Origin of the sequence: Vibrio sp. D3, from assembly GCF_043995865.1 — a bacterium.
Classification (GTDB): domain Bacteria; phylum Pseudomonadota; class Gammaproteobacteria; order Enterobacterales; family Vibrionaceae; genus Vibrio; species Vibrio diabolicus.
Genome location: NZ_CP171887.1, coordinates 943,674 through 969,073 on the forward strand (window position 1 = coordinate 943,674; position 25,400 = coordinate 969,073).

The window sequence follows — 25,400 nt, forward strand, 5'->3', positions numbered from 1 at the left end:
CCCGTAGAGAGGGGAGGGCAATCAACATGCCCGTAGAGAGTGTGGAGTGCAGCGGGGGCTTACTTCCGTCACAACATTTAATAAGAGGGTCACAGCATTATGAACATGAACTTACCATAAACCGCCTATGGGAAACCAGAGGGCAAGGAAGCATACGGATTTACAAATTGCTGAGGTTGTTGCCCTGCGTGAAAAGTATCGCATTGGATACGGTCAGATTAGTTATTTAACAGGGATTCCAAAGGGTACGTGCAGGGCGTATTGCGTGGGAGAGAGGGCGCAGACGCTGTTGAATTCCAACGAGTTCAATCAAAGGGTTGATGAGATTAAGCGCATGCTCTCCCAGCATCCACCAGCGAGTCGTAAAGGGGTGCAGGAAAGCAAGGCAGAGATGCGTGCTCGATTGCGGAAGGAGAGGCAAGACAGGCTTGCTGACGAGGCGATACCGCATACTCCTGTGCCGACACAGAAACAGGTACAGGCAGCAGCCATGCACAGGGCAGCAGCTATGCTGCAGCGAGGGCAGCAGCCCGTTATCAGTGAAGCGGATAGCCTACGCAAGCGAGTACAAGAACGGGGACGAGTGCCGCAATGGGTCGATGCTGCGTTGAGGCGAGGGGATTACCAAAGGGTTGAGAAGTGGTTGACCCGATAAGAAATCCAGAGTCTGAAATCAGGGGTTCTGGAGCAGGGTGTTTTTAGAGGGGGGAGACTCGGGAGCCCTTATGTAACAAGGGTTGAGGGGTGGGGACACTTTTTTACCCATCCTCTTATATACGGAGAAGAACATGGCGAGAAAGAAGCATACGTTCACATGCAAGAGATGCGGGAACGAGTACACAGCATGGCGTGAGTACAAGAAGAAACGATGTAGTGATGCATGCGTTGCAGTGGATTGGTCACACGGTTTTATGAGGTGGCTAGAGAGAACAACCAAACGACACGGAAGTTACGAGGAAGCATTTAAAGAGTTCGATGCATTTGAAGTTTATCAAGTGTACCGACACGCACAAGTGATGCGCGGGTACTGGCGAATTGATGGTGAGATAGGGGTTACGATGCGCGTGGATATTGCGCACCTATACCCAGTGAGTACGGAATGGATTAGCCCACTAGCAGCATGGAACCTCGTCCCCGTACCGGAAGTGTTCAACAGGGCACTAGGGGATAAGGTGTTCAGACGACACTGCCACACTGGAGTCAAGAAAGTAGATGGTACACGTATCGAGGATGTGAAAGCGTGGTTGCTCACGAACACTAACCTGATGCAATTGCTACGGCAGAAAGAGTTAGTGAAGCGAGATGAGGGTGAAGAGGATAAAATCTACAGCTTCAAGTCTCCGTGCATTGCGATACCGCAAAGTGCAGAACGATTACTGGATATGCCAGAGGATACGTACAGCACCAAGAACGTAGAGCAAACGGATACCCTAACGAATCGGTTACTGGATGGCACGATACTAGAGGATGCTGAACCGTACATTCAAGAGCACTTGATAAGCGGCAGCAGAGGGCGTGTAGCTGCGTTCTTGGAAAGGTATGAGGCAGACATAGCCAAGAATGAACAAGACGACGGACACGCCGCTGAACGTGCGTATCAATCGGTACAAGCACAACTACACAAGATGGGCGGCGCAGCTATGCGACTAGCCATAGCGGAGGAACAGCAGAGGAGGGGACACATTTTTACCCATCCTATTAAGGGAGGTAAGAATGAACAGATTCACAGCACTTTACGGTGAACCAGAGGAAACTCTGGGAGGTATCCCCAAAGACAGCACGTGGCATTCAGTCGGGTGGAACCCACCGGACGATGAGAAAGATGATGAGGAGAATGAAGCATGAGGATGGTTGAGCAGTTGCTCGCGGATAATCCGATAGCAAATGGAGAGGGACGGGGGAGCATGAAAGCCCCGCCCCAAAGACCAAAACAGTAGTAGACGAGATGCCCGCACATGCGGGCTTCGTTGTATTTGAAGGGGAGGATTATGAACACAGATACTTTTAAGAATGGGAAGAGCACAGTTATCAAGATGGGAACGCAAGAGGCACGAGATATCGTGTGCAGTCCGTCAACTCATCACAGGGCAGTTAACCTGATTGGGCAGACATTCGGCAGGTTGACTGTAGTTCATGCAGCAAAAAGACGGTCAGGTCGTGCAGAGCAACGATGGAAGTGCAAATGCGAGTGCGGGTCAGGATATGTGCTAGTGCGTAGCAATAGTTTAACAAGTGGTCATACGGTATCCTGTGGTTGTAGTAGTCGTGAAGTAGCGGCAGTTAAAGCGGTGAAACAGTTTACTACTCACGGTTTATTCACCCATCCTTTGTATCAAACATGGGCGAGCATGCGGGCACGTTGCTACAGAGAAACGGCAACAGGATATAAATCTTACGGTGCGAAAGGAGTTAAGGTTTGTGAGCGTTGGAGAGACCCTATAACAGGGTTCAAAGCTTTTATTGAGGACATGGGTGAGAAGCCAACCGCAGAGCATACGCTGGATAGGATTAATCCCTTTGGGCATTACACACCGTTGAACTGCCGATGGGCAACACCAGAGCAGCAGGCGCAGAACACGCGTAAGGCTTGGGTTAAGGGAGGGCAATTAGGGTGGATTTAACCGAGAAGTTGATACAAGAAAATCCAATGGCTCGTGAACTGTGGGGTAGCGATGCCCCGATGGTGATTAGACCGAGGGAGAGTTTTCCCATAAGCAACTCATGTGCGTTATGCGGTAAAAAGTTGACGGGTAAAGCTAGGCACTTAGACCATCGTCACTCGACTGCGCTTATCCGTGGGTGGCTACATCCAGCGTGCAATGTGAACCTTGGTCATTGGGAGAAATCCGGTAACTGGAAATTCCACCAGCGAAGTGGAGTAACTAGAAATAGAGTGGAGGCGTATCTTATGCAGAGTGCATTGAAACCAGAGCAGTACCTTTATGAGCCACGAGTGAGTTTAGTTAGGCGATGCTATCGAGTCGTCATCAACAGCCCGACCAAGGAAGAAGCGAAAGCCCGTGCGGTTCAACGTGGACTGCCTTGGCTGTGGTGTTACACCTTGGCGGTACAACACGGATTAGATTGGGTGGAGGAGTAGAGTTATGCACAAGATTACAGTGTTTCATTTTATGCATGCGATAGCATGGTTTGTACCTAAAAGAATCTGTATAGGGTTCATGCAAGATACAGGGAACTACACAGAGCGTTACCCGTGGACTTGGGCGTACAGGTTAGCGGATTACTGGGAACAGGAGACCGAGAAGTTGTGCAATCGAGAGCAGCGGGATAGTGAGCTAAAACGTATCGGGGAGTTAAGGTCGGTAGCTGATGGTTCAACAGAATTTCACAGGAAATAGTGATGAACCAGACTGGAGTAACCGTGTGGAATAAATAGGATAATCTTGCACGGTTACTCCATTCACTTGCAAGCATAGTGGTTTTACCACGGTCGGGTCTGCCTGCAAGGATTCCAAAATCTCCCGGTCGCTCTAGGAATTTATATATAAATAAGCTGGGCGACCACGTAATAATAGTCAGCCCGTGGTTACTCCCAACTAAGAGTAATCACGCCGCACTTCTCCGACGGAGTTTCCATGGAAATCTTGTCCCTGAAGTGCAAGCGATGGATTTTAGGGAATAAATTTCGTGAGGGGGCAATCCCTCGACTTCAATATAGCTCGCGTCCCCCGTGCGGGTGTCGCCTGCGTGCGCAAGACACGACCTTTAGGAAAACTTGAGTGTTTCTGTCGGGTAAGGTGGCCGAGCAATCTGGCTGCTGGCGAGTAATGGAAATACTTCAGCGGGATTTACACCACACCATTAGAGAAGTATAAGTCTCCAGCGGTTGCACTGCGCGGTATTTGTTGACTGAGCAAGCGTGTTGCTGTGATGGAAGATACAGCTAGTACAGCTAGTACATCTATTACTCCAAGCACAGTCCTGTCGAGACAGTGCCCGTAGCTGGTGGATAAAGAGATGCAGTTCAAAAGATGCAACAGAATGCGAGCGTAGTAGCATAAAGGTACGGTACAATCCCTGAGATAAATGAGGGATTAGTGCATGTTAAATAACGAGATTTATGAAGTACCTACGAACAGACGATACTGGATGGTTAGGTCTAGTGGTGGACATTACTACAACCACTTCACTTCTAATAACTGTATTGGTATTGGGCATCTGAATGTACTGGATTTGGAGTCAAAGGCAGCAGGAGAGTTCAATAGCACTGAAGTTGAACTAAGGCATGCACTAAGACAGAAAGGCTTTGAGAAGAAGCGCTTTGATAAGTACAACAGACAGCTAAAGCAAGCTACTAAGTTTATCCATGAAATGGCTATCGGTGACTGGATTATTACGGTTGGTCAAGCTGGCTACAGGTACGGTGTAATCACCAGTAAGGCATACATAGAGCGAGAGCCTGTAGTTCTAAAGGGTGAGGCGAGAGGCTTTGCTGGTGATGCTGATATGCACTTGCGTAGGGACGTGAACTGGGGGCCAGTAATCCGCAGAGAGCATGTGCCGTATGGTCTTGCACAGGCTCTTCGAGCAAGACAGACGGTTACTTGTCTTGATGAGCATTGGCAAGCATTGTGCCATGCGATATACCCTGCTTTTGCTCAAGGTGAGGAGCTGTATCTATCAGTTAAAATAGGTACAGATAACCCGATTGGTAGTTACTCGATTGGTACGCTTCTGACATTGTTTAGTGAAATGGAAGTGCTTGCCAAAGAGGTAGGTAACGCCTTTAAGGATACAGAATATAGTCCAGAGGCTTTTGATGCTGTCTTTAAAGGTTACTTGAATGATGGATTATTAACTGTAACTAACAAAGCTTCCTACCATTCCCAAGGTGATGTGTGGTTGAAGTTTGCAGCGAAACATGCGTTCTGGTTCCACATACTGATGACATCAACAGTTTTACTTGGTAATGAATGGTTAGGAGTAAATGGTGTTATCCCTGACGAGATTCAACAACAATTGTGGCAGATGGCAATTGAGCGACTTACTGAGCATGATGCTGTGGAACAATTGCAGCAACTAGAATTAGATGTACCTAAGTTCCAAACCAAGGAACTAGAAGTACCTGTAGAGCGAGAGTTACCTGAGCTTGCGAACATGAATCAAGAAGCCTAGCTTGACAGAGAGGGGCACGGGACTTAGATTAAAAGACCAAGCACAATACCGTGCTTGATAGATTTAACGACTGTGCCCGTGCGATAGAGCACGTACAGGGAGCGAAGCGACTGCATTTCACTTCTAAGGATGTGGTCATTGGTTCGAATCCAATAGGGCGTGCCATTTATTCAAAAGCCCCGATAACTCTTTGAGTTGTCGGGGCTTTGTCGTTTTTAGGTTTTTGGCTGTAATTACCACTCTATCTACAACTTTTGAATGGCATTCTAGCCATTGCAATTTCTAGCAATTAATATGGACGCATATTAATTATCTTTCGTTAGTCTTTATGCCTGCCACTTCTAATTTTTATGACCAACACGCCGACTCTTTCGCGAAGCAATACACATCGCTCCAGTTTGAGGATGTCCACGCGAGTTGGAGAGTTTTCTGGCCCCAGGCTGGAGATCGCGTGTTAGATGTTGGCGCGGGCTCTGGTCGAGACGCGAAATGGATGGCTGAACATGGGTGTGAAGTTGTTGCGATTGAGCCTGCTCAAGCACTTCTAAGGCTTGGTAAGTCTTACTGTGGCGATTCCGTTACTTGGCTTGAAGATGCATTACCTAAGCTTGAGAAAACCATTAATCTTGGCTTTCGCTTCGATTTAATTCTTATCAGTGCGGTATGGATGCATCTTGCGCCTACGCACCGTGAACGTGCATTTCGCAAACTTGCAAATTTGTTAGCGCCTAATGGTCGATTGGTGATTAGCCTTCGTCACGGTGACTTTTCTGACGGTCGTAAAGCTTATCCGGTATCGGTTGAAGAGCTCGAAAAGTTTGCAAAGAATAGCGCTTTAATGGTGAGGAACGTATCTCTCGATGATGATCAGTTAAAGCGAACGGGTGTATCTTGGCAAACGGTAGTGATGTCTTTGCCTGATGATGGTTCTGGTGATTTGAATAAGGTTCGTCACATTATCGTCAATGATTCCAAATCGGCTACCTATAAACTCGCACTACTGCGTACTTTACTACGAATTGCAGATGCTCATTCTGGTGCAGTGGTTGATCGCAGCGAAGGTAAAGTTGCCATCCCATTAGGATTAGTTGGCTTGTATTGGATTCGTCAATTTAAGCGTTTAATCGATAAAGAGAACATCCAGCAAAGCTCGAACTCGTCTAAAGGGCTAGGTTTTATAAAGCCCGATGGTTGGGGCAGACTTTCCCATTTAAGTCCTGATGATCTTGCTATAGGCGCGACATTTTTTGGCGAAGACGCAGTGGCGCTGGATAAAGCAATAAAAGATAGCTTAAAAACCATAAAAGATGGCCCCGTCGCCTTTACCTATCAGGGCGATAAATCAAACCCTTACTTTGAAATGATTCGTTCAGCTAAGAAGCCAAAAAGTTCAATTGTTGTGGATAGCGAGTTCCTCAAAAGTTATGGGCTGTTTGTGTTGTGTGAAAGCCTTTGGGATTGTTTTCGATTGTATAACTCTTGGATTGAGCCGCTGGTGGTCAACCAGTGGATTATGGAAATGCAACGATTTCGGTCTAATCAAGAGCGGAGTATTCCACTGCAAACGTATCACGATTGTTTGGTCTGGATTGATAAAGACCATGATACGCGAGTCGTGCGAAAGAGAATTGAACCGTTGAAGCTCAGCCATTACGACATTGTCAGTGTATGGAGTGGAAGCAAATTACGAAATGAGTATCACGTTGATCACTGTTTGCCTTTTGCTTATTGGCCCAACAATGATAAGTGGAACTTACTACCAACATCTAAGGTTGAAAACCTAAACAAGCGTGATCGTATTCCTGCTAGCTATCGATTAAACGCATCCAAGCCGCGAATTTTGGATTGGTGGCAGTTAGCTTGGGGAGAGACGGATAATTTGAGTCGTACATTTTTTACCGAGGCTTCATTGTCGCTACCTAATGTGCCTGCATCTTGCCAAGATTTTGAGCATGTCTTTGAAGCGATGGGATTACAAATTCGTGGTGTTAAAAGTCGCCTTTGTATCGCGGAATGGTAATGTCTTGTTTGCCGTTACTGCGTGATATATGAACCTGATAGGCAACCAACAAAAAAGCGCTGGTTAACCAGCGCTTTTGTATTTACTAAGGGCATTACACCTTTTTAAAGATGATGGAGGTGTTGATGCCGCCAAAGGCGAAGTTGTTACTCATCAAATATTTCACGTCCAGCTCTCGGCCTTGTCCGGCAATGTAGTCTAAATCGCCACATTGCTCGTCGAGGTTTTCTAGGTTGAGCGTTGGGTTGAACCAACCTGTGTGCATCATTTCTAAACCTAGCCACGCTTCAATTGCGCCACAGGCGCCTAGTGTGTGGCCAAAGTAGCTCTTGAGTGAACTGATTGGCACTTTGCCCAGAGCATTCGCTGTTGCGTTGCTTTCCGCAATATCGCCGCGGTCGGTGGCAGTGCCGTGAGCAGATACATAGTCGATCTTCTCAGCAGGAATGCTCGCGTTTTTCAAAGCCATTTCCATACAGATTTGCATGGTTTCCATCTGTGGTTGAGTGACGTGTGCGGCATCACAGTTGCTGGCAAAACCTATGATTTCTGCATAGATTTTCGTGCCACGAGCGACGGCGTGTTCGTACTCTTCCAGAACCAGTGTTCCCGCACCTTCACCAATCACCAAACCATCGCGATCGGAGTCATAAGGTCTTGGTGTGCTTTTCGGGTCTTCATTCTTCAGACTGGTGGCAAAAAGGGTATCGAAGACAGCGGATTCCGTTGGACACAATTCTTCAGCGCCACCAGCAACCATGACCGTTTGGTAGCCGTGTTTGATCGCTTCGTAGGCGTAGCCGATTGCTTGGCTGCCGGAGGTACATGCACTGCTGGTTGGGATCACTCGGCCTTTCAAACCGAAAAATAGACCAACGTTCACCGCCGTGGTATGTGGCATCATCTGCACGTAAGTCGTTGCGGTGATCGCTTTAGTGGTTTTCTCATTCAGCATGACACCAAATGCGCCGATTGCGTCAGTACTGCCTGTTGACGAGCCGTATGCGATACCCGTTTGGCCATTGGTGAGTACGTCGTTACCAATCAAACCTGCTTGGCTTAGTGCGTTTTCTGTTGCGACGGTCGCTAATTTGGAAACACGCCCCATGCCACGTACTTGTTTGCGCTTGTAGTGCTTTGGCAGATCAAAATCTAAAATGGGTGCCGCGAGTTTAGTGTTCAAACCATCATACTGTTCGTAAGAAGGCATGTATTGGGTCGCGTTCTGGCAGTCACGCAGTTTTGGTTCGACAGATTGCCAATCGTTACCAAACGCAGTCACACCCGACATTCCGGTTACAACAACTCGACGGTTCATACTAGGCCTCCGTTTACCGAAATGACTTGGCGAGTTACATAGCCTGCGATGTCAGACATAAGGTAACTGACTAAACCAGCGACTTCTTCTGGCTCTCCCATGCGGCGCAAAGGAATTTGCGGCATCGCGTGTTCTTTCACGTATTCGTCTACCATGCCTGTGTCGATAAGCCCTGGAGCAACGCAGTTGACGGTGATTTTGCGTTTTGCCAGTTCAAGTGCGAGTGATTTTGTTGCACCAATTACGCCCGCTTTTGCTGCGCTGTAGTTGGTTTGGCCACGATTACCCATTAGGCCAGAGACTGATGCAAGGGTAACAATTCGGCCGCCTTTGCGCTTTTGCACCATTGGCATAACACAAGGGTGAAGAACGTTGTAGAAGCTATCTAAGTTGGTATGAATCACACCATCCCATTCTTCTTCGGTCATCGCAGGGAAAGCGGTATCTTTTGTGATGCCAGCGTTGTTTACGACGCCATAGTAAGCGCCGTGTTCGGCGATATCGGCTTCTAGCTTCTCACGACAATCTGCACGGTCACTGATGTCGAATTGGATAAGACGACCGCTACCACCATGCTGTTCGATGGTGTTTAGGGTGTCTTGCGCGCCTTGTTGATCGCCCATGTAATGGACAATGACTTGGAAACCATCTTTGGCTAATTGAACGGCAATGGCTTTACCGATGCCTTTGCTGGCACCTGTAACGAGGACTTGTCGGGTCATTGTTGACTCCTGATTTTCATTTCTTGTAATTTTTCTTCTGATGGAACGTAAACGTTCAATTGGCAAGTCGCTACAACAGTTCCTTGTAGCTCAATACGGGCTGAAAAAACCGCCATACCGTTATCTTCCATAACTTTTTCAGCATACACATCGAGCACCTGTCCGCGAGAAAACGTATCGCATTCAGACGTGTATCGACGGCTACCAAGTAAAAAGCCAATCGGTGGCGCTTGTTCTTTCATTAATGCGTGGTAACCAGACCACGCCGCGACAGATTGCGCCATAAACTCAATGCCAACGTAAGCTGGCACAGTTTGAGAGGCCGAGTCGAAGAACGGGTTGTGTTCTGCGATATCAACCTGGCAGTGAATCGTATCTTGTTGAACATCTAAAGCACGATCGACCAAGATCATTGGTTTGTCGTGTGGCAAAAGTTGTTCGATGGGAGGAAGTTTAGTCATGAGCGTAACCAAAAATAAGACTAATATTATTGCCACCAAAAGCAAAAGAGTTGCTGAGAATCGCTTTGTTACCCAGTTTGGTTGGCGTCTCAACTAACGATATATGGATATCGTCTGCTTTGGTTTCGCAGTGTTGCATTGGCAAGTCAAGGTTGTACTTGAGAATATGCCAAGCGATAGCGGCTTCCGTTGCACTTGCAGCGCCTAATGTGTGTCCGGTAAGTGGCTTTGTAGAGCTCACAGGGACGGAGTCACCAAAGCAGCGATGAATGGCTTTGCTTTCCATCGCATCGTTTAACGGCGTTGCTGTGCCATGCGCGTTGATGTAACCAATGTCTTGCGCTGTAAGTCCTGCATTGGCCAACGCTTTTTTCATCGCTTCTTCTGCGCCTAAACCTTCTGGATGTGGTGCGGAAATATGGTGTGCGTCTGAGCTGTCGCCAGCTCCGAGAAGAGCAACGGGCGCAGGTGTTTTGCTTAGCAACATTAATGCTGCGGCTTCGCCGATATTGATGCCGTTGCGATGTTGGTCAAACGGCTTACAAAGGGTATCGGATAGAGCTTCTAAACCGTTAAAGCCGTTTAGCGTTAGGCGACAAATGGTATCCACACCACCTACAATGACCGCATCAACAATGCCAGAGCGAATCAGGCGTTGCGCGGTTAAAAAGACACGACCACTAGAAGAGCAAGCGGTTGAAACTGAGTAATGTGGGCCGCTCAAATCAAAGTAGGCGGCAATAAAATCGCTGCAGTTGCCAAGCTCTTGTTTGGTGTAATGGTAGTCGGCAGGAAACTCACCGCTTGCCAGCTTTTCGCCAAATGCGATTTCGCCATCTGAAATGCCAGATGTGCTGGTGCCGATCACGACTGCGATACGGTCACGACCATATTTAGCAATGGCGTCACGCACGTCGCTTTCGATTTGCTGCAAAGCTGACAGTGCGAGGCGGTTGTTTCTCGTATCAAACTGGCTGAGTGCGGTCGGTAATTGCGGTAACGTCTGTGCAATTCGACCGATTACGGTTTGGCGGCCTGAATTTAAAATATCTTGGTCAACCACCATGTTGGATGGCTTCGCTCCCGATAAACACTGGTGGATGAGCGCGTCATCTTGTCCCATGGCAGAGTGGAAGCCACAGGCCTGAATATACAAAGGTTGAGAAGAGCGAATAGGCATATTGTTATTCTAAATTGTTCTTAATTAATCTGATGTTGCAGTGTTTGAATAGAAATTGAAAACTGATGTTTGAGGTGATGAAAATCAATTTTACCCTCTAACTTGTTAGAAGAGCTGTATTGAATCTCAATGATCTTTTCACCGTCGCTATCAAAGATGGCGCGAGAATTATTTTTATCAATAATTCGCCACCTTACCTCATTTAACGACCCTTCCCAAGCGGAACTCGGCCAGAGCGTGATCATCAGGTTAAATAATACCTGTTCTGGCTGCGGTAGCGAACCTTGTAAACCGTTGAGCACTTCGGTTTGAATTTGTTCTCCATCGTAAGACAGTGAGAGTACTCTTGTCCCCCAGGATGAGAAGCCTGCCAGCACCACTTCGTTGTTGGTTACTTGCAGTTGTACCGGAAGTTGCTCAGATGTGGTTTTACCATCTATTGCCCAAGAAGCCGTAATCAACTGACTGGCAGACAACTGATAGCCCAAGCTTGCGGGAGTGGGCAAGCTAACTTGGGTGTGCTCGTCAATGTCGACCTGAGGCGTCGATTGGTGAGGGACCAAGCTGCATGCACTTAAAAACAGGCTCAGTGTGATGAACGTCGCGTAGCGAAAAGCATGGTTAAAAATCATGACGTCGTTTCCTCTGTTTTAATCGCAATCGGAGAGAGCAGCCAAGCAACAAAAATACCACTTAACACCGTAATGCCGAAACTGTGAATCGCGTGAGTTTGGCTGAGTGATAGCAACCCAAATGACAGCACAGTGGTTATTGCCGAAAGGGTGATCGCCAATAGTGTGCTCACGCTGCGGGCTTTCTCGGCAAAGAACAGAGTGTAATCGATCCCGATACCAAGAATGAGCACCAAGCCAAGCAAGTTGAATAGGTTTAATGTTGTTCCCATCGCGACTGCCGTTGCCAGACCGCAGGCGCAAGCAATCAATGATGGCAGTAAAACTCGCCAACTGTGTTGCAGACCGTACCGCTTGATTAATACCAGAAAGATCACAGCACTGGCGGCTGCCAATAGTTCCATGATTTTGATTCGGTATTCACCAAATAGGGCGGATATTTCCTCAGCTTTGTTTAGATAAACAACATCAGACTGCGATTTGGCAAATGCCTTAACAACGGCGGAGTCTTGCAATTGGTTTAACACCACTACCGTTGCAGATTTTCCTTTGATCTTACCCAAATGGAGAAAACGCACAGGCGCTGATACTGGGTTTTGCAAGTACTGAGCAACCGTGACAGGGATAAAGTCGGCGTCCATTTTAGGCTTTTTACTTAAGCTCAGTCCGGAAGCTAGTGGGCTGGATTGTGTCGCGTAAAGATCGCGAATCAATTGATAGTCTTGTTGCTGACGCTCCACCGAGCTCAAGTAGCGGCTCAGACTTTGGTAGCTTTCGATGGTGCTGTCCGCTTTCCACGCTTCTAATGTTGGCGTCAAAGACTCCAGCTTTTTCATTAGGTTTTCGTCATCGTCGGCGGTAACGACCAACATTTGCTGCGAAGATTGCATGCCACTAAGCGTCGTAATCAAGGTTTCTTGCTGCTTGAGATCGTTCGGCATCGTTTGCAGTAGACGAATGTCGTCATCGTAGTTCAATTGCAGCAAGAAAAAGCCACTCGCAACCACACATAACATCGGCAATCCGACTTTAATTCGAGGTTGATTCCAAAGCGTTAACCATTTCGCCAACAGTGATTGTCCTGGTAAGTTCGAAATGGATCGCGATGGGTTACGAGCCAGTATCGGATACCAAGCCACCACGGTGATGTAAGCAGCAATCAGACCAATGGATGAAAACAGCGCAAGCTGCTGCAAACCTGGAAACGGTGCCACTAACATGCCCAAATAGCCGATCAAACTGGTGATTAAGCCAAGTGTGATAGCTATGAAAATATGCTTTAATCCTTGCTCGCTATCCCATTCATTTCCCGCCGCAAGACGTTCGGTTAGGTAGTGGAATGCGTAGTCGATAGACACGCCGATTAAACTTGCGCCAAACACTAAACTGAACAGATGGACTTTTCCAAAAATCCACGTCGTAACGGACAACGCAACGAGCAAGCCAATGGTGATTGAAAGCAGTGCGAGAGACAGTGGCACCACACTACGAAAGACCAATACGAACAATGCAATGATACCGAGCAGAGAGAACACACCGATGGTACTGATCTCCGATTTTGCACTTTGCGTACCAAAGTCGGCGTAAAATAGAACGCCAGTATGTGCGACTTCAGCGCCATATTTCTGCGCGACGCCTTGTTCTAGCGCTTGAATATCAGGGACTGCAAGCTGCCCAGTTAGGCTATAAGGCGAGTCTTTTAGCTCGGCAGTAATAAGCAAGTATTGAGCACCGTCTTTTTCGACGGACAGATAGCCGTTATCCAATCGGAAAGAGGACGATTGCTGGGTAACTTGGCTCAAATAATCACGAAATAGCAAGAAAGGATCATTTTGTAACTCTTGCCCGGTCACTCCAGAAAACGGGTTGTACAGCGACTGAATCACATGCTGCACTTGCTGTTCTGGATTTTGGCTTAAACGCTCTCGTTGTTCAGGCGTCAGCAATTGGAAGCGGTGCTTAAAGTAGTAACTCGCCCAAGCTTGCTGCTCTTGAGGTGAGATTTTTCCCACCACATCGCGAAAATGATTACTCTGACGCAAACCCTTATCAAATTCAGCGGCTGCTGCAAAAAGGGCATTTTTGTCCGGCGCTGTGATCACGAAAATGACTTTGTCGCTCATACTTGCCGAGACCGACTCAAAGGCTTGCTCAGCCACCGGGTTTTGTTGGTTCTTCGGCAACAGTTTTAAAATGTTGGTCTCAATCGGAGATTCTGCACTCCAAACCCATTGTTTGAGTAGCAACGCGCCCGCTAAAACAACGAGATTGAGCCAAACCAGAGCAAAGGTGTGAGTGCCAAGACTGAGTTTAGAAACGGAATTGAGCGTCTTCGGCATCCGTGAGTTCCTGAGGTAGAGAGGTCTGGTTCGTAAACGTGATTTCGGTCTTATCGCCACGCAGCTCTTGTAGGGTTAGGCGATCAATGTGCGTTTTACCGGAAAGAGTGATGGATTGAAACACCGCATTTAATGGTGACTGTTTTGGCACTAAAACGAGCTGCCACTGATTGTTCTCAACTGAAAAATCGAGTGTGAATTGTTCTCGCAGTGCAGAAGTATCCCCGTGGAACACGGATAAAAACACATGACTAAAGTAGAACGCCATTGGGTTTTCTTGTGCAGAGATCGTTTTCGGTGCTTGGTCGGCAAAAGTTTGACGAAGTTTGTTTTCCGTCAATACCAAATTGACTGCGAAAGGTTCTGTTTGTTGCCACAACAAGCCATGTGTTTTGCTCAGTGTGAACTGACCTTTAGAGGTTAAAGGTTGACTGAACATTTCCAGATGACGCTGCTGCGTAAAATCTCCGCGTACGATTTCATGCTGAGACAACTGCTGTTGAAGCGATGCCAAATCCGTTACATTTACTGTCGGTGTGGCCAGTGCTGGAACAGAAAATATCAGCAAAAAAGAGAGTAACCACTTTTGCATTAGTCCAGACTCCCATGGTTGTGCCATTGCTCTACTTTATCTAAAAAGATTGCTGGAGAAACAAAGCACATCTCTTGCTTTTCAATGGATACGGCGACTTGCGTTGTATGCGCTTTGCACATACGTTGATTCGTTTCGGCGTCGTAAATCACGTAATCCACACGTAAGCGGTTTTCCCACTCAGTGAGTTGCGCGGTAATGCGAATGGTGTGATTAAACGGAATCGCCTTCACGTATTTAACGCGCGTGTCGATGATCGGCCACATGTACCCAGAGTCTTGCATATCGCGATAGCTGTATTGGATCTTTTCCATCAGCACACGACGCGCTTCTTCAAAATATCGAAAGAAGTTGCCGTGATAAATCACGCCCATCGGGTCAGCATCTTGGAATGAGGTGACCATAGTCACCTCCGCTTTTAATGGGTAGAGAACCTGCTCTTGCATTATACCTCCGCGTAGAGTGGCCAATGACGTTGCTGAATGCGTTCAATGAAATGGCGCAAATCTTGTTCCAATGGGCGATCTTCAATCACAAATTCAAACTCGTTCAGTACTGCGTCACGAATTACTCGCAAACTCTGACTCATGTGGTGTTCGTCCAATTCGTTATGACGGCGACGAATCTCAACCGCTTGAACGCTTGCTAGGAGTGAAGCCGCAGCAACTTGCTCTGTTAACTCAAGTACGCGTAAGCAATCACGAGCCGCAATGGTGCCCATGCTCACTTTGTCTTGGTTGTGACATTCGGTTGAGCGAGAAAAAACGCTCGCTGGCATGGTGTTTTTCAACGCTTCTGCCGTCCAAGCTGAGATACCAATCTGAACCGCTTTAAAGCCGTGGTTGATCGGTTTACGCTCGCCTTCTGCACCGGTTAAGTTAAACGGCAGGCCGTTATTGAACTTGTAATCCATCAGTTGCGCCATCTGACGGTCCAGCAAATCAGCTAAGTTGGCAATGTTCACTTTCAACGTATCCATCGCCATTGCGATATGACCACCGTAGAAGTGACCGCCGTGCAGAACGCGCTCGTTGTCGCCATCGATAATTGGATTGTCGTTGGCACTATTTAGTTCATTCTCAATCAATTGACGTAGCCAAGGCAGTGAGTCTTGCACCATGCCAATTACGTGTGGCGCACAACGCAGCGAGTAGCGATCTTGCAGTCGGTCGCTATTGCGTGGCGGACGCTCAGCATTGAGATCATCACGCAGCCAAGCCGCAACTTGCTGTTGACCAGGATGAGGTTTTACCGCAAACAACGCTTCATCAAAGTGGAAGTCATTACCTTGCATACCCACAGAGACCATCGCGGTAATCTTGGTGCAAAGCTGCGCTAGGTATTCTGCACGTTTGTAGGCAAGACAGGCGAGGGCCGTCATCACGGATGTACCGTTCATTAACGCCAAACCTTCTTTTGGTTTTAGGCGAATTGGCTCAATGCCCAGCTCTGCAAACACTTCTTGTGTTGGTCGCACATCACCTTTGTAAAGCACTTCACGTTCGCCAATTAAGGTCGCCGCTAGGTAAGACAGAGGCGTTAAATCGCCACTTGCGCCCACCGAGCCTTCTTGTGGAATACGCGGCGCAATGTCGTGGTTGATAAGCGTAACGATTTGGTTCAACAGATCGTGAGACACGCCAGATACGCCTTGCGACAATGAACACAAACGGGTTGCCAGCACCGCGCGAGCTTGCTCATGAGAAAGGATTTGACCTAAGCCACAACCATGGAAGCGTGTAAGGTGCAACGGAAGTTCATCCACAAGAGCGGGTGGAATCGCCACAGTACATGAATCGCCGTAACCGGTAGTCACGCCGTAAATAACGCCTTCTTCTTTCAGTAATCGTTCCAGAAACGCCACGCCACGATCAATTTTCGCGGTAAATTCTGGCGAGGTGTTCATGTTTGCCTTTGCACCTTGAGCAATGGCAACGACATCTTCGATGGTTAAAGATTGGGCACCAAAAGTGATGTTGTGATTATTGTTGTTTGTCATGTGGCTGATTACTTAAAGTCCAGAAGTTAAAAAAGTTGTACCACTGTAACGGCGCTTGCAGTGTGTGGTGTTCTAATCTTTGTGCGTACTGTTGAACAACGCGTTCTAGTGCCTGCTGACGCTCCTTGCGTGGTAGCGTGATTTGGTCACTAAAGTGTTCAAAGTACACATTAAAATGCGGAGTGTTTGCTTCGTCGTCGCGTAGGCCGAAGAGTAGGTAAACCGGTGCTTTTAATACCGAGGCCAGCATGAATGGGCCTTGCGGGAATGGCGCGGGTTTACCAAGAAAACCTGCCCAAACGACACGATTTTCTTTGCTGGTGGACGTGCGATCGCCAACGATCACCACCCATTCGCCTTGCTCGATTTTTTGTTGAAGCAGAATCGCGGTGTCTGGCCCCATTGAGCTGACTTGAATCAGATTCAGTTCCGAATTTGGGTTTACCGCCTTCATTACCGCATTAAATTGTTCAGCGTGTTGGGTAAATACCAAGGCATTGATTTTGACATGAGAGTGTCGACGACCAAGCGCACGGCAGAGTTCGATATTGCCAAGGTGCGAGCCTAAAATGAGCACGCCTTGTTTTTTCTGCGCCATCTCTTCGAAATGATGCTGGCCGTGAATGGTTAGGTTATCGACGTTAAAGTCACCTTGCCATGCTGCCAGTTTGTCGAGCATGGTTCGCCCAAAAGAAAGCAGATGATGATAGCTGTCCAACTGTTTTGGTAGTGCGATGCTCTGCTGCGTTGCGTAGTACTGCAAGTTTTGCAGGTAAATCTCAGACGCTTCACGGGCAGATTTACCCGTGAAGTGGTAGTAGCGCATGACTAATTTTAAAATCAGGTCAAACGCTTTTCTGCCGAACAAGCGGTAAACCGCGAGTAAGGTTTTGATGCCTAAAATCGTGCCTTGTTCTTTTCGTTTCGACCAGTGGGCATTACTGTCATCTGTGTTTTGGCGCTTTCTGGCGAGTAGCGAAGGAATGCGCGGCAACATGCCAAAAAATAGGCGAGTGTGCATCCAGCTTATCTTGACGTTATCCCACAATGCGTCGAAGTGGGAAATGCCACCTTCAGGGTAGATCACGCGCGTTGGAACAAAATCAATGTCGACGCCTTCCCAGTACATTCGCACTAGAATTTCGATATCAAAATCCATGCGTTTGCCGATACTGTACTTGTTCAACACGGCGACCGTTTTCGCCACTGGGTAGGCGCGAAAACCGCACATGCTGTCTTTGATAGACAGTGACAAGGTTTCTATCCACACCCACACGTGCGTAGCGTAGCGACCATACAAACGGGATTTAGGTACGCTCTCGTTGTATATCGGTTGGCCCGAAATCAGGTTATCTGGTTTTGTTTCGCTGGCGCTGAGCAATTTCGGCAATGCTTCTAGGTCGTGTTGACCGTCTGCGTCGATTTGAATGGTGTGCGTAAAACCAAGTTGGTGAGCTTGATGTAGGCCTGCCATCACCGCGCCACCTTTGCCTTGGTTTTCACTCAAACTAATCAGTTTTATCAGCCCTTGTTCACTCAAAGCAGAAAGCGCTTGTTTGGTGTCTTCATTGCTGCCGTCGTCCACGACCAGCACTGGCAAAGCGAAAGAGGATAACGATGCCACCACGTCTGCAATTGTGCTGCCGTGGTTGTAGCAAGGAATTAAAAAGCAGGGACGGTAATCACTCACGTGACTCACCCAGTTTCATTTTGCCTGAAGAGTGAGTCACCAAGGTTTCACCGTTTTTCGATGTGTACTTAAAGGTCAATTTCTCGCGCTCATTGTCCCAAGAGAGTGAGAGACAAACGTCGGCGTTTGGCAGAATCGGCTCTTGAAATTTGATGACTTCCATTCCTTTAAATACCTTGGGAGTGTTCAAATATTGAACGGCGTAGAACAACGCCCAATCAATTTGAGTGACGCCGGGTAAAAGAGGGAAGTGATTGAAATGACCTTGGAAATCTAAGATGTCAGCATCCACTCGCAGCGACAGCTCCGCGGTATGGTCACTCACTTCAATATTCTGAATAGTTGGTTTTCTTTTATCCATGTTACTAGCTTTATTGGAATAGTTTTTCAATTTCAGCAACTTGGCGTTTGCCTTGGCTGTTCAATGGAATTTCGTCGACCACTCGGAATTTTCTCGGGATAGCGATCGGTTCTAGCCAATTGCGCAGTGCCTTGCGAAGCTCAAGCCAAAATTTGCCTTTACCAAGTTCATTAAGCACATCGCTGCCTTGATCGTTAAGTACGATGATCGAGACTAACGTGAGGCGACCAGATTCTTCCATTGGGATCACCACGCTTTCTTGAACCCACGGCAATTGCTCTAAACGTTTTTCCACTTCGACAAGGGAAATACGCTTTTCTTCGACTTTGACGATTCGGTCAGTGCGTCCACGCAATTCAAAAGAAATACTATCATGGAAATAGCATTCATCCGCAGTTTGGTACCAAGTGTTTTCATCAATGTGTGGCGAGCGGAGCTTTAAACAATTTTCATGGTTAAGCTCGGCTTCAATACCAGGGAATAACGTCCAGGGAGTACTGGCTTCGTGCTGCTGACGGTAAGCGATGCCGCCGGTTTCTGTGCTGCCAAAAACTTCAATAGGAAGTGACCCAAACAACAACTGGCTGTGCTGCGCGGCTTGGTTTGGCAAGGGACCACCAGAAGAAAATACGCACCGAATCGCAACCGGATTGTGCTCTTCACTGAGTCGTTTTAGTAACGCAGGGCTGCTTACTAGCGTGGTGTCAGCATCAGCGTGATGGACAATTTGCTCTGGGAACTCAAGGTTGTGTGCTGAAAATGGACGTGCGGAGCACAAAGGCCACAATACGCGGAACAGCAAGCCGTAAATGTGTTGATGAGAAACGGTGCTTTCAACGCGTGTGCTGGCAACCGTGTCGCCCCACAGGTTATCTAGAATAGCAACTTCGATATCGAGCTGTTTCAGCGTTTTTGCAATGGCTTTTGGTGTGCCGCTTGAACCCGAAGTGAATAGCGTTACCGGTATTTCCGCTAGGTTTAATTCTCGCCAAAAATAAGGTTGTTTGGCCTCTGGCTCGTTAATCACGGTGGTTTCTAGCAATGATTGAGCTTCGATCAAAAGCGAGCTCACCAGTTCTGGAACCGAGACATCGGCATCATGCAGCAACAAATCGTAGTGATCACTGAGCTCTTTGAGTGCTTCTGGTTGGTAATTACCAGGTAATACAATGGATTTTCCTACATAACAACAAGCGAAAAAGCCAACGGCAAACAGGTAGCTGTTGCCAAAACACAACGCAATGTTTTGCGTTGGTTGGGTTTCTAACTGCTGAGCAAGCGTTGCGACGTGCTGCTGGAAATCACCCCAAGTGATAACTGTGTCGCGATCGTAAGAGACAGGGGATTGCTCAGACCTCTCTGCGACGAACAAGGTCGCTAGGGAGGTAAAGCTCGAATACGTTGTATTCATACGATTAGTGTTCCTTTCGAACAAATTGACGCACGATCCATTCTCCAGCGAACAAGCCACCAGCAAGTAAGTAGCTGATGAGGCCGTTATAAAGCGTCCATATTTTTACTGGTAGGAAACAGGTATAGAGCGCAACGGCAGCATTGAGCGTAAAAAAAACGCACCAAACCATCGTCACTTTGCGTGTGTAAGCCACGCCACTAGCCGGAAGGTCAGGCTCTTGCAAGCGAGCAAGCCTTTCAATGATTGATTGCGGCTGTTTTAAGCTCAGTCCAAAGACACACAGCATACATACATTGACAACCACAGGGTAAAACTGAAGCCACCCGTGTTGTTTAAACACCATGCCAAGTGTAATTAGAACAATGCCAACAGCGCCCGTAGCGAGCGCCAAGAATTTAAACTCTTTTAGTGGGGTCTTATTTGCGACGAAAACACGCAAAAGTAACGCAGCAATTAACAAGCCCCCGACCAAGTTCAAGCCAAATTTATCTATACCGAAATAGACGGCGAAGGGGTAGGCAAACAGTACAATTGCAGACAGACCAGTCAGCAATTGGCGCATTAACTTTCCTTCAATAACTCAGTGACGGCGTTAACCACATCGTCAACGGTTCTTACAGCACTAAACTCTGCTGGCTTGATTTTTTTGCCAGTGACATTCTGTAGGTGTACGACCAAATCAACGGCGTCAATGCTATCAAGGTCGAGATCTTGGTATAAGTGCGCATCTGACTGAATGTCGGCTGCGTCAATTTCGAACAGCTCAACAAGCGCATCTTTAACTTGTTCAAATACTTGATCTTTATTTACATCAGTCATGAATATACCTACAACTTATTCATTAGTTTGAGAAGAAACGTATTTCGCTAGGTTTGCTACAGAAGCAAAGTGTTCGCGCGTGTTTGAGTCGTCGGCATCAATAACGATGTTGTATTGTTTTTTAATTGCGAGTCCAAGCTCAAGTGCATCGATAGAATCTAAGCCAAGTCCATCACCAAAAAGTGGTGCATCCGTTTCAATATCATCTACGGTTAAATCTTCAAGGTTTAAAGCATCAATAATAAGTTGCTTAATGTCGTTGTGTAACTGTTCCACTGGGACCTGCTTATTAATAAAAGTTTTCTGGAAAAATGTTTTCAGCTAGGTGCTGTTGTAAGCGTCGCGCCGCTATTGTCGGCGACGTAGTTTGCTTTATAAAAGGGTCAATCTCAACTTTATCCTTAACTTCAACCCTGAAAAAAGGCTTTGTTGCCGGTACTTGATACCATTTTTTCTCTTTTGTGAGGAAACTTGGCGTTACCGTAATATGGACAACCCTTAAATCTCGTTCTGTTCTTACCGCAATTTGTGCTGCGCCGCGTTGTAATTTTGGTTCTACACCTGGTGTTGTTCTTGTCCCTTCAGGAAATATAAGCAACACGTTGCCTTTGTTAAATCGTTCATCACAAAGTGCTAATAAATCATCCGGCGCTTCATTGGGAATATATCCGGCTGCTTTTACGATGTGCTTCATAAAAGGATTCGACCATATTGCCGATTTTACTAAACAGTCGCAGCGATTTAATTGTGAAGCAATGAGAACGTAATCGATTAAACTAGGATGGTTGGCAACAATTAAACAATTACGATCTTGTTGAAGAATATCGGCGCCAATAATTTCGTAATCGATTGCTCCACTTAACTTCATCAATTTACAAAAGGTGTTGAATGAATATCGAATGGCACCTTGAACTTTATATTCACGTTCCGTTTGGTCTGAAACGAAAATACGAATGGTAGGAATAACAATGAAGCTCAGTGCTAAACCACCTAACCCAAATACTGAAAAACAAAAGCCGGTTGCTAGCACACGCCAATACTGATTTAAGCGACTCATTGCTTGTGCCATTCCCAAATTTGTTTCGGAGCGTGAATAGTCCACTGATTTTCATCTGACAAGTAGTGTTGCAAAAACGCTAAGCCTTGTGGTAACGGGTGGTTTGAGCATTTTGCACTGATGCCGCTTTGCACCGTGAAGCCATCTCCATGAGAAAGTATCAAGCCAAGTCCAAACCCTTTGTATTGTTGGTTTTCATACTCTAAATAAGAGTCAGGCATAGGCTCATCAAAATCAACAAGCAGCACTTTTTTATCAGGATTGTCGGACAAAAACAGCCATGCTTCTAATATTGCACTTTGGAATGTGTTTTCTGCCGCAGCGATCGAAGTTAGGGGGATGGGCTGTTTGGTTGCAATAGTGGCAAGCCCTGCGGCGGTATTATGCACTGACTGAGAAAAAGCCATCGGAGACGCTTCTTCTCCGTTAATAATATCTTTAACTAACGCAACACTGCGATGCAATTCGCCATGACGACTCGAAAATACGAGGTAATCAACCTGATGTTGATTAAGCAACTCGATTGCCGTTTGCACTGCCAGTTTGCTAAGTGGACTCATTCTTCTGCGCATCATCGCAGGAATATCTGCAACATTGATTTTGCCATCTTCTGGCCATGTTATCTCTGTTGCCCATTGTTTCCATTCATTGGATTCGGATAAACCGAATGAATTCGCTGTCCACGCATCAATATTGAACGAAATGTTGATCTTCGAGTTTGGCATATTGGGTTAAATTGTTTATTTTACAGCTCGATACAAATTGGGCTTTACCCAAAGTCATAATAAAAAAGGAAATTATCATGTCGCGTTTTAAGCTGTATGTCTCGTTATTATTAACTTTGCTTCTTGTCGGTTGTGGACGAGTACAACCTGTAATGAATGTGGAGGATACTCCAGTTGCTTATGATCTTCAAAATAAACAAGTAAAAATGGCCATTGTGCAATCGGCAACCAACCGAGGTTGGACGATTGAAGAAGTAAGCCCAGGCGTTCTTATTGCAAAAATTCACGTTCGTAAACACTTTGCAGAAGTAAAAATTCCATATAACAACAAATATTACTCAATTATTTATCTCAACTCAGTAAATCTAAAAGCCAGTGATGGCAAAATCCATCGCAATTACAATCGTTGGATAAACAACTTGAATGTTGATATTCAACGAGCTATTGCATTGTTAGGCTCTCAGTCTAAACAATAAAAATATTAATTGCAGTTAGGTTTTTCCGTGTTAAATCAAAATAATGACCCTTTTAATGCTTTTGAAGCAAAAACAGAAGCTCAGAAGTTATCTTTTGCACCAATCGTGTTCCAGACCGCCAGAACGCTCCGAGATTTAGGTATTTTAGCCGCGCTAGACAGCGCCGGTCCACAAGGCATGAGTGCCACGGACATTGCCGAGAAAACGGGCGTGTCAGAATATGGTGTCAAAGTATTGTTGGATATGGCGATTAGCGCACATATTGTTTTATGGGAAAGACCTAACTATTCGCTTGCGAACCTTGGTTTTTACCTTCTTCACGATGGTATGACGAACGCAAACATGGATTTTACGGCTGATGTCTGTTACGCCGCGATGATGCATCTGACGGAAGCGATTAAAGAAGGTAAGCCTTCAGGTTTGAAAGAGTTGGGCAATTGGGAGACGATTTATCAAGGTCTGTCGACGCTGCCAGATCAAGCCAAACAGAGTTGGTTTAAGTTCGATCACTTCTATTCGGATCGCTCGTTTCCATTACTGCTTAAAGAAGTGTTTGCAAGCAAGCCAAAGCACCTCGTGGATATTGGCGGAAATACCGGGAAATGGGCTATTCAGTGTTGTAAGCATGATCCTGATGTTGAAGTTACCATTGTCGATTTGCCGCAGCAATTAGAAGTGGCGATGTCAAATGTCTCAGAAAACCAGTTCGCCGAGCGTGTACGTCCATACCCTGCCAACATGCTTGATAAAGCACAAACATTGCCTGAGCATGCTGACGTATGGTGGATGAGCCAGTTCTTGGATTGCTTTTCACCAATTGAGATCCTAAATATCCTTAAAAAAGTCAAAGCCCAGTTAACGAAGGGAGATACTATTTACGTATTGGAGCTATTTTGGGATGCCCAAAAATACGCGGGTGCTTCCTATAGTCTTAATGCAACCTCTCTCTACTTTACCTGTTTAGCCAACGGCAATAGTCGTTTTTATCGCAGTGATGATTTCTTAGAAATTGTCGAAGCGGCAGGTTTATCTGTCGTCGAAAGAACCGACAACATTGGCCTTGGTCACACCTTATTAAAACTACAAGCAAACTAAATTCAGAATGAAAACAGAGCTCAAGCAAGTTGTCGTCGTAGGAGCGGGCCCATCTGGCTCCACCGTTTCTGCGTTATTAAAATCGCGTGGCATAGATGTCGTTGTCATAGAAAAAACTACCTTTCCACGTTTCTCTATCGGAGAAAGCCTGCTTCCTGCATGTATGGAAGTTGTCGAGCAAGCCGGAATGACCAATGCGGTAAAGCAGTTTGGCTTCCAATATAAAGATGGCGCTGCATTTCGTCGCAATGGTGTTTACACCCAGTTCGATTTTACGGACAAATATACCCCAGGGCCAGGTACGACGTTTCAGGTGCAACGTGCCAGTTTTGATAAAGTGCTCGCCGACAGTGCTGCAGAGCAGGGCGTCGATATTCGTTATCAACATGAGCTAGTTAGCTTGGCGTTTGAAGGCAAAAAATCGCGCTTAGAAGTTGTTGGACCGGATAAACAGGCCTATCAAATCGAAGCAGATTTTGTTTTGGATGCGAGTGGTTTTGGCCGTGTTTTGCCACGCTTGTTGGATCTTGAAGAGCCTTCTTGTCTTCCTCCAAGAAAAGCGATATTTACTCATATTGAAGATCGTATCTCTCCACAAGAGCCAGAGTACGATCGCAATAAAATTCTGATTTCCGTACATCCTGAAAATCACGATGTGTGGTACTGGCTGATTCCATTCTCGAATGGTACGTGTTCGTTTGGTGTGGTGGGTGAGCCTGAGTTTTTTGAGCGATACCCAGAGGATAAGCTTGCAGCTTTGCAGCAGTTGGCGAATGAAGAGCCGGGGTTGGCTTCTTTGTTGCGAAACGCGAAGTACCCAAATCCAACAGGAGAGTTGGGTGGCTATTCAGCGAACGTCAAACGCTTAGCGACAGAAAACTACGCACTGCTTGGTAATGCCGGCGAGTTTCTTGATCCTGTGTTTTCATCGGGTGTCACTATCGCCATGAAATCGGCAGAGTTTGCAGCGGACTGCGTGGTTCGTCAGCTGAATGGTGAAAAGGTTGATTGGCAAGAAGAGTACTCGCAACGCTTGATGGTGGGGGTGAATACATTCCGCACTTATGTGGAGGGGTGGTACAACGGCACATTGCAAGATGTGATTTTCTACCAAAACCCGAATCCACGTATTAAGCAGATGATTAGCGCGATTTTGGCTGGGTACGCTTGGGATACAAACAACCCTTACGTAAAACAAAGCGAACAACGTTTGTCGACGCTCGCTGAGCTGGTTCGAGAAGCGGAACTGTAAGAGTATAAATTCTCTTAGCTGAGGATGCGTAAACCTAGGTCTTACCGAGAAATTGGTAAGACCTTTTTTATTCTCGACAATACCTTTTTATTTGTACTTCGAGCTTACTGGA

Annotated in this window: 27 protein-coding genes and 1 pseudogene; 11 read left to right on the forward strand and 17 right to left on the reverse strand. The window is 46.6% G+C overall.

Features of this window, described 5'->3' with window-relative positions; genetic code table 11:
- Nucleotides 1-490: 490 nt before the first annotated feature.
- The 8 genes and pseudogenes from ACHFJ9_RS12460 to ACHFJ9_RS12495 all read left to right on the forward strand — a co-directional run bounded on the left by ACHFJ9_RS12460 (nt 491) and on the right by ACHFJ9_RS12495 (nt 7,156).
- Complete coding sequence (locus ACHFJ9_RS12460; RefSeq protein WP_395356971.1) at nt 491-655, forward strand: hypothetical protein; 165 nt, start codon at nt 491-493, stop codon at nt 653-655.
- Between the two features lie 235 nt (nt 656-890).
- Nucleotides 891-1,742: a hypothetical protein gene (locus ACHFJ9_RS12465; RefSeq protein ID WP_395356973.1), complete on the forward strand. Its 852-nt coding sequence runs from the start codon at nt 891-893 to the stop codon at nt 1,740-1,742.
- Nucleotides 1,714-1,845 carry a hypothetical protein gene (locus ACHFJ9_RS12470; RefSeq protein ID WP_395356975.1) on the forward strand — a complete coding sequence of 44 codons (132 nt, stop codon included), beginning with the start codon at nt 1,714-1,716 and terminating at the stop codon, nt 1,843-1,845. The genes ACHFJ9_RS12465 and ACHFJ9_RS12470 overlap by 29 nt, the downstream gene beginning before the upstream one ends.
- A gap of 365 nt (nt 1,846-2,210) precedes the next feature.
- A complete protein-coding gene (locus ACHFJ9_RS12475) occupies nt 2,211-2,621 on the forward strand; it encodes a hypothetical protein (protein WP_395356977.1) in 411 nt (136 codons plus the stop codon).
- 59 nt (nt 2,622-2,680) lie between these two features.
- A pseudogene (locus tag ACHFJ9_RS12480) lies at nt 2,681-2,836 on the forward strand (endonuclease domain-containing protein); the annotation flags it as partial.
- Nucleotides 2,837-2,908: 72 nt separating this feature from the next.
- Complete coding sequence (locus tag ACHFJ9_RS12485; RefSeq protein ID WP_395357491.1) at nt 2,909-3,100, forward strand: hypothetical protein; 192 nt, start codon at nt 2,909-2,911, stop codon at nt 3,098-3,100.
- Between the two features lie 962 nt (nt 3,101-4,062).
- Complete coding sequence (locus ACHFJ9_RS12490; RefSeq protein ID WP_395356979.1) at nt 4,063-5,136, forward strand: hypothetical protein; 1,074 nt, start codon at nt 4,063-4,065, stop codon at nt 5,134-5,136.
- Nucleotides 5,137-5,464: 328 nt separating this feature from the next.
- Nucleotides 5,465-7,156 carry a methyltransferase domain-containing protein gene (locus tag ACHFJ9_RS12495; RefSeq protein WP_395356981.1) on the forward strand — a complete coding sequence of 564 codons (1,692 nt, stop codon included), beginning with the start codon at nt 5,465-5,467 and terminating at the stop codon, nt 7,154-7,156.
- Nucleotides 7,157-7,250: 94 nt separating this feature from the next.
- Here ACHFJ9_RS12495 and ACHFJ9_RS12500 read toward each other — a convergent pair whose 3' ends face one another.
- From ACHFJ9_RS12500 to ACHFJ9_RS12580, 17 genes are read right to left on the reverse strand one after another with little or no spacing between them, the layout of a single operon-like run.
- Nucleotides 7,251-8,474: a beta-ketoacyl-ACP synthase gene (locus ACHFJ9_RS12500; RefSeq protein WP_395356983.1), complete on the reverse strand. Its 1,224-nt coding sequence runs from the start codon at nt 8,472-8,474 to the stop codon at nt 7,251-7,253.
- Complete coding sequence (gene fabG, locus ACHFJ9_RS12505) at nt 8,471-9,196, reverse strand: 3-oxoacyl-ACP reductase FabG (RefSeq protein WP_395356985.1); 726 nt, start codon at nt 9,194-9,196, stop codon at nt 8,471-8,473. Before fabG ends, ACHFJ9_RS12500 begins: the two co-directional genes overlap by 4 nt.
- Entirely contained in the window at nt 9,193-9,657 is a 465-nt protein-coding gene (locus ACHFJ9_RS12510; RefSeq protein WP_017634799.1) for a hotdog family protein, read from the reverse strand. The genes fabG and ACHFJ9_RS12510 overlap by 4 nt, the downstream gene beginning before the upstream one ends.
- Complete coding sequence (locus ACHFJ9_RS12515; protein WP_395218999.1) at nt 9,650-10,837, reverse strand: beta-ketoacyl-[acyl-carrier-protein] synthase family protein; 1,188 nt, start codon at nt 10,835-10,837, stop codon at nt 9,650-9,652. The genes ACHFJ9_RS12510 and ACHFJ9_RS12515 overlap by 8 nt, the downstream gene beginning before the upstream one ends.
- Before the next feature lie 20 nt (nt 10,838-10,857).
- Complete coding sequence (locus ACHFJ9_RS12520) at nt 10,858-11,469, reverse strand: DUF3261 domain-containing protein (RefSeq protein WP_161443457.1); 612 nt, start codon at nt 11,467-11,469, stop codon at nt 10,858-10,860.
- Nucleotides 11,466-13,808: an MMPL family transporter gene (locus ACHFJ9_RS12525; protein WP_238843477.1), complete on the reverse strand. Its 2,343-nt coding sequence runs from the start codon at nt 13,806-13,808 to the stop codon at nt 11,466-11,468. The genes ACHFJ9_RS12520 and ACHFJ9_RS12525 overlap by 4 nt, the downstream gene beginning before the upstream one ends.
- Complete coding sequence (locus tag ACHFJ9_RS12530; RefSeq protein WP_213871787.1) at nt 13,780-14,400, reverse strand: outer membrane lipoprotein carrier protein LolA; 621 nt, start codon at nt 14,398-14,400, stop codon at nt 13,780-13,782. The genes ACHFJ9_RS12525 and ACHFJ9_RS12530 overlap by 29 nt, the downstream gene beginning before the upstream one ends.
- Nucleotides 14,400-14,846, reverse strand: a complete 447-nt coding sequence (locus ACHFJ9_RS12535) for a thioesterase family protein (protein WP_054575208.1) — start codon at nt 14,844-14,846, stop codon at nt 14,400-14,402. Before ACHFJ9_RS12535 ends, ACHFJ9_RS12530 begins: the two co-directional genes overlap by 1 nt.
- Nucleotides 14,846-16,399, reverse strand: a complete 1,554-nt coding sequence (gene hutH, locus ACHFJ9_RS12540) for a histidine ammonia-lyase (protein WP_053815764.1) — start codon at nt 16,397-16,399, stop codon at nt 14,846-14,848. The genes ACHFJ9_RS12535 and hutH overlap by 1 nt, the downstream gene beginning before the upstream one ends.
- The gene (locus ACHFJ9_RS12545) at nt 16,383-18,089 is read right to left on the reverse strand and encodes a glycosyltransferase family 2 protein (protein ID WP_395356989.1); all 1,707 of its coding nucleotides are present in this window, start codon (nt 18,087-18,089) and stop codon (nt 16,383-16,385) included. The genes hutH and ACHFJ9_RS12545 overlap by 17 nt, the downstream gene beginning before the upstream one ends.
- Entirely contained in the window at nt 18,082-18,450 is a 369-nt protein-coding gene (locus ACHFJ9_RS12550; protein WP_005396010.1) for a (3R)-hydroxymyristoyl-ACP dehydratase, read from the reverse strand. Before ACHFJ9_RS12550 ends, ACHFJ9_RS12545 begins: the two co-directional genes overlap by 8 nt.
- A gap of 10 nt (nt 18,451-18,460) precedes the next feature.
- Entirely contained in the window at nt 18,461-19,861 is a 1,401-nt protein-coding gene (locus ACHFJ9_RS12555; RefSeq protein ID WP_395356992.1) for an AMP-binding protein, read from the reverse strand.
- A gap of 4 nt (nt 19,862-19,865) precedes the next feature.
- The gene (locus tag ACHFJ9_RS12560) at nt 19,866-20,426 is read right to left on the reverse strand and encodes a hypothetical protein (protein WP_228070055.1); all 561 of its coding nucleotides are present in this window, start codon (nt 20,424-20,426) and stop codon (nt 19,866-19,868) included.
- A complete protein-coding gene (locus ACHFJ9_RS12565) occupies nt 20,426-20,683 on the reverse strand; it encodes an acyl carrier protein (RefSeq protein WP_005382279.1) in 258 nt (85 codons plus the stop codon). Before ACHFJ9_RS12565 ends, ACHFJ9_RS12560 begins: the two co-directional genes overlap by 1 nt.
- A gap of 15 nt (nt 20,684-20,698) precedes the next feature.
- Nucleotides 20,699-20,959: a phosphopantetheine-binding protein gene (locus tag ACHFJ9_RS12570; RefSeq protein WP_005382278.1), complete on the reverse strand. Its 261-nt coding sequence runs from the start codon at nt 20,957-20,959 to the stop codon at nt 20,699-20,701.
- A gap of 13 nt (nt 20,960-20,972) precedes the next feature.
- Nucleotides 20,973-21,740 (reverse strand): lysophospholipid acyltransferase family protein, encoded by a 768-nt coding sequence (locus ACHFJ9_RS12575; RefSeq protein WP_006742871.1) that lies wholly within the window; start codon nt 21,738-21,740, stop codon nt 20,973-20,975.
- Nucleotides 21,737-22,465 (reverse strand): beta-ketoacyl synthase chain length factor, encoded by a 729-nt coding sequence (locus ACHFJ9_RS12580; RefSeq protein WP_268979830.1) that lies wholly within the window; start codon nt 22,463-22,465, stop codon nt 21,737-21,739. Before ACHFJ9_RS12580 ends, ACHFJ9_RS12575 begins: the two co-directional genes overlap by 4 nt.
- A gap of 77 nt (nt 22,466-22,542) precedes the next feature.
- Here ACHFJ9_RS12580 and ACHFJ9_RS12585 point away from each other — a divergent pair, with 77 nt between their 5' ends.
- Genes ACHFJ9_RS12585 through ACHFJ9_RS12595 form a run of 3 tightly spaced genes read left to right on the forward strand, consistent with a single transcriptional unit; the run spans nt 22,543 to nt 25,288 of the window.
- Nucleotides 22,543-22,941 (forward strand): hypothetical protein, encoded by a 399-nt coding sequence (locus tag ACHFJ9_RS12585; protein ID WP_005390458.1) that lies wholly within the window; start codon nt 22,543-22,545, stop codon nt 22,939-22,941.
- Nucleotides 22,942-22,968: 27 nt separating this feature from the next.
- Complete coding sequence (locus ACHFJ9_RS12590) at nt 22,969-24,036, forward strand: methyltransferase (RefSeq protein ID WP_395356995.1); 1,068 nt, start codon at nt 22,969-22,971, stop codon at nt 24,034-24,036.
- A gap of 7 nt (nt 24,037-24,043) precedes the next feature.
- The gene (locus tag ACHFJ9_RS12595) at nt 24,044-25,288 is read left to right on the forward strand and encodes an NAD(P)/FAD-dependent oxidoreductase (protein ID WP_301570786.1); all 1,245 of its coding nucleotides are present in this window, start codon (nt 24,044-24,046) and stop codon (nt 25,286-25,288) included.
- Nucleotides 25,289-25,400: the final 112 nt, after the last annotated feature.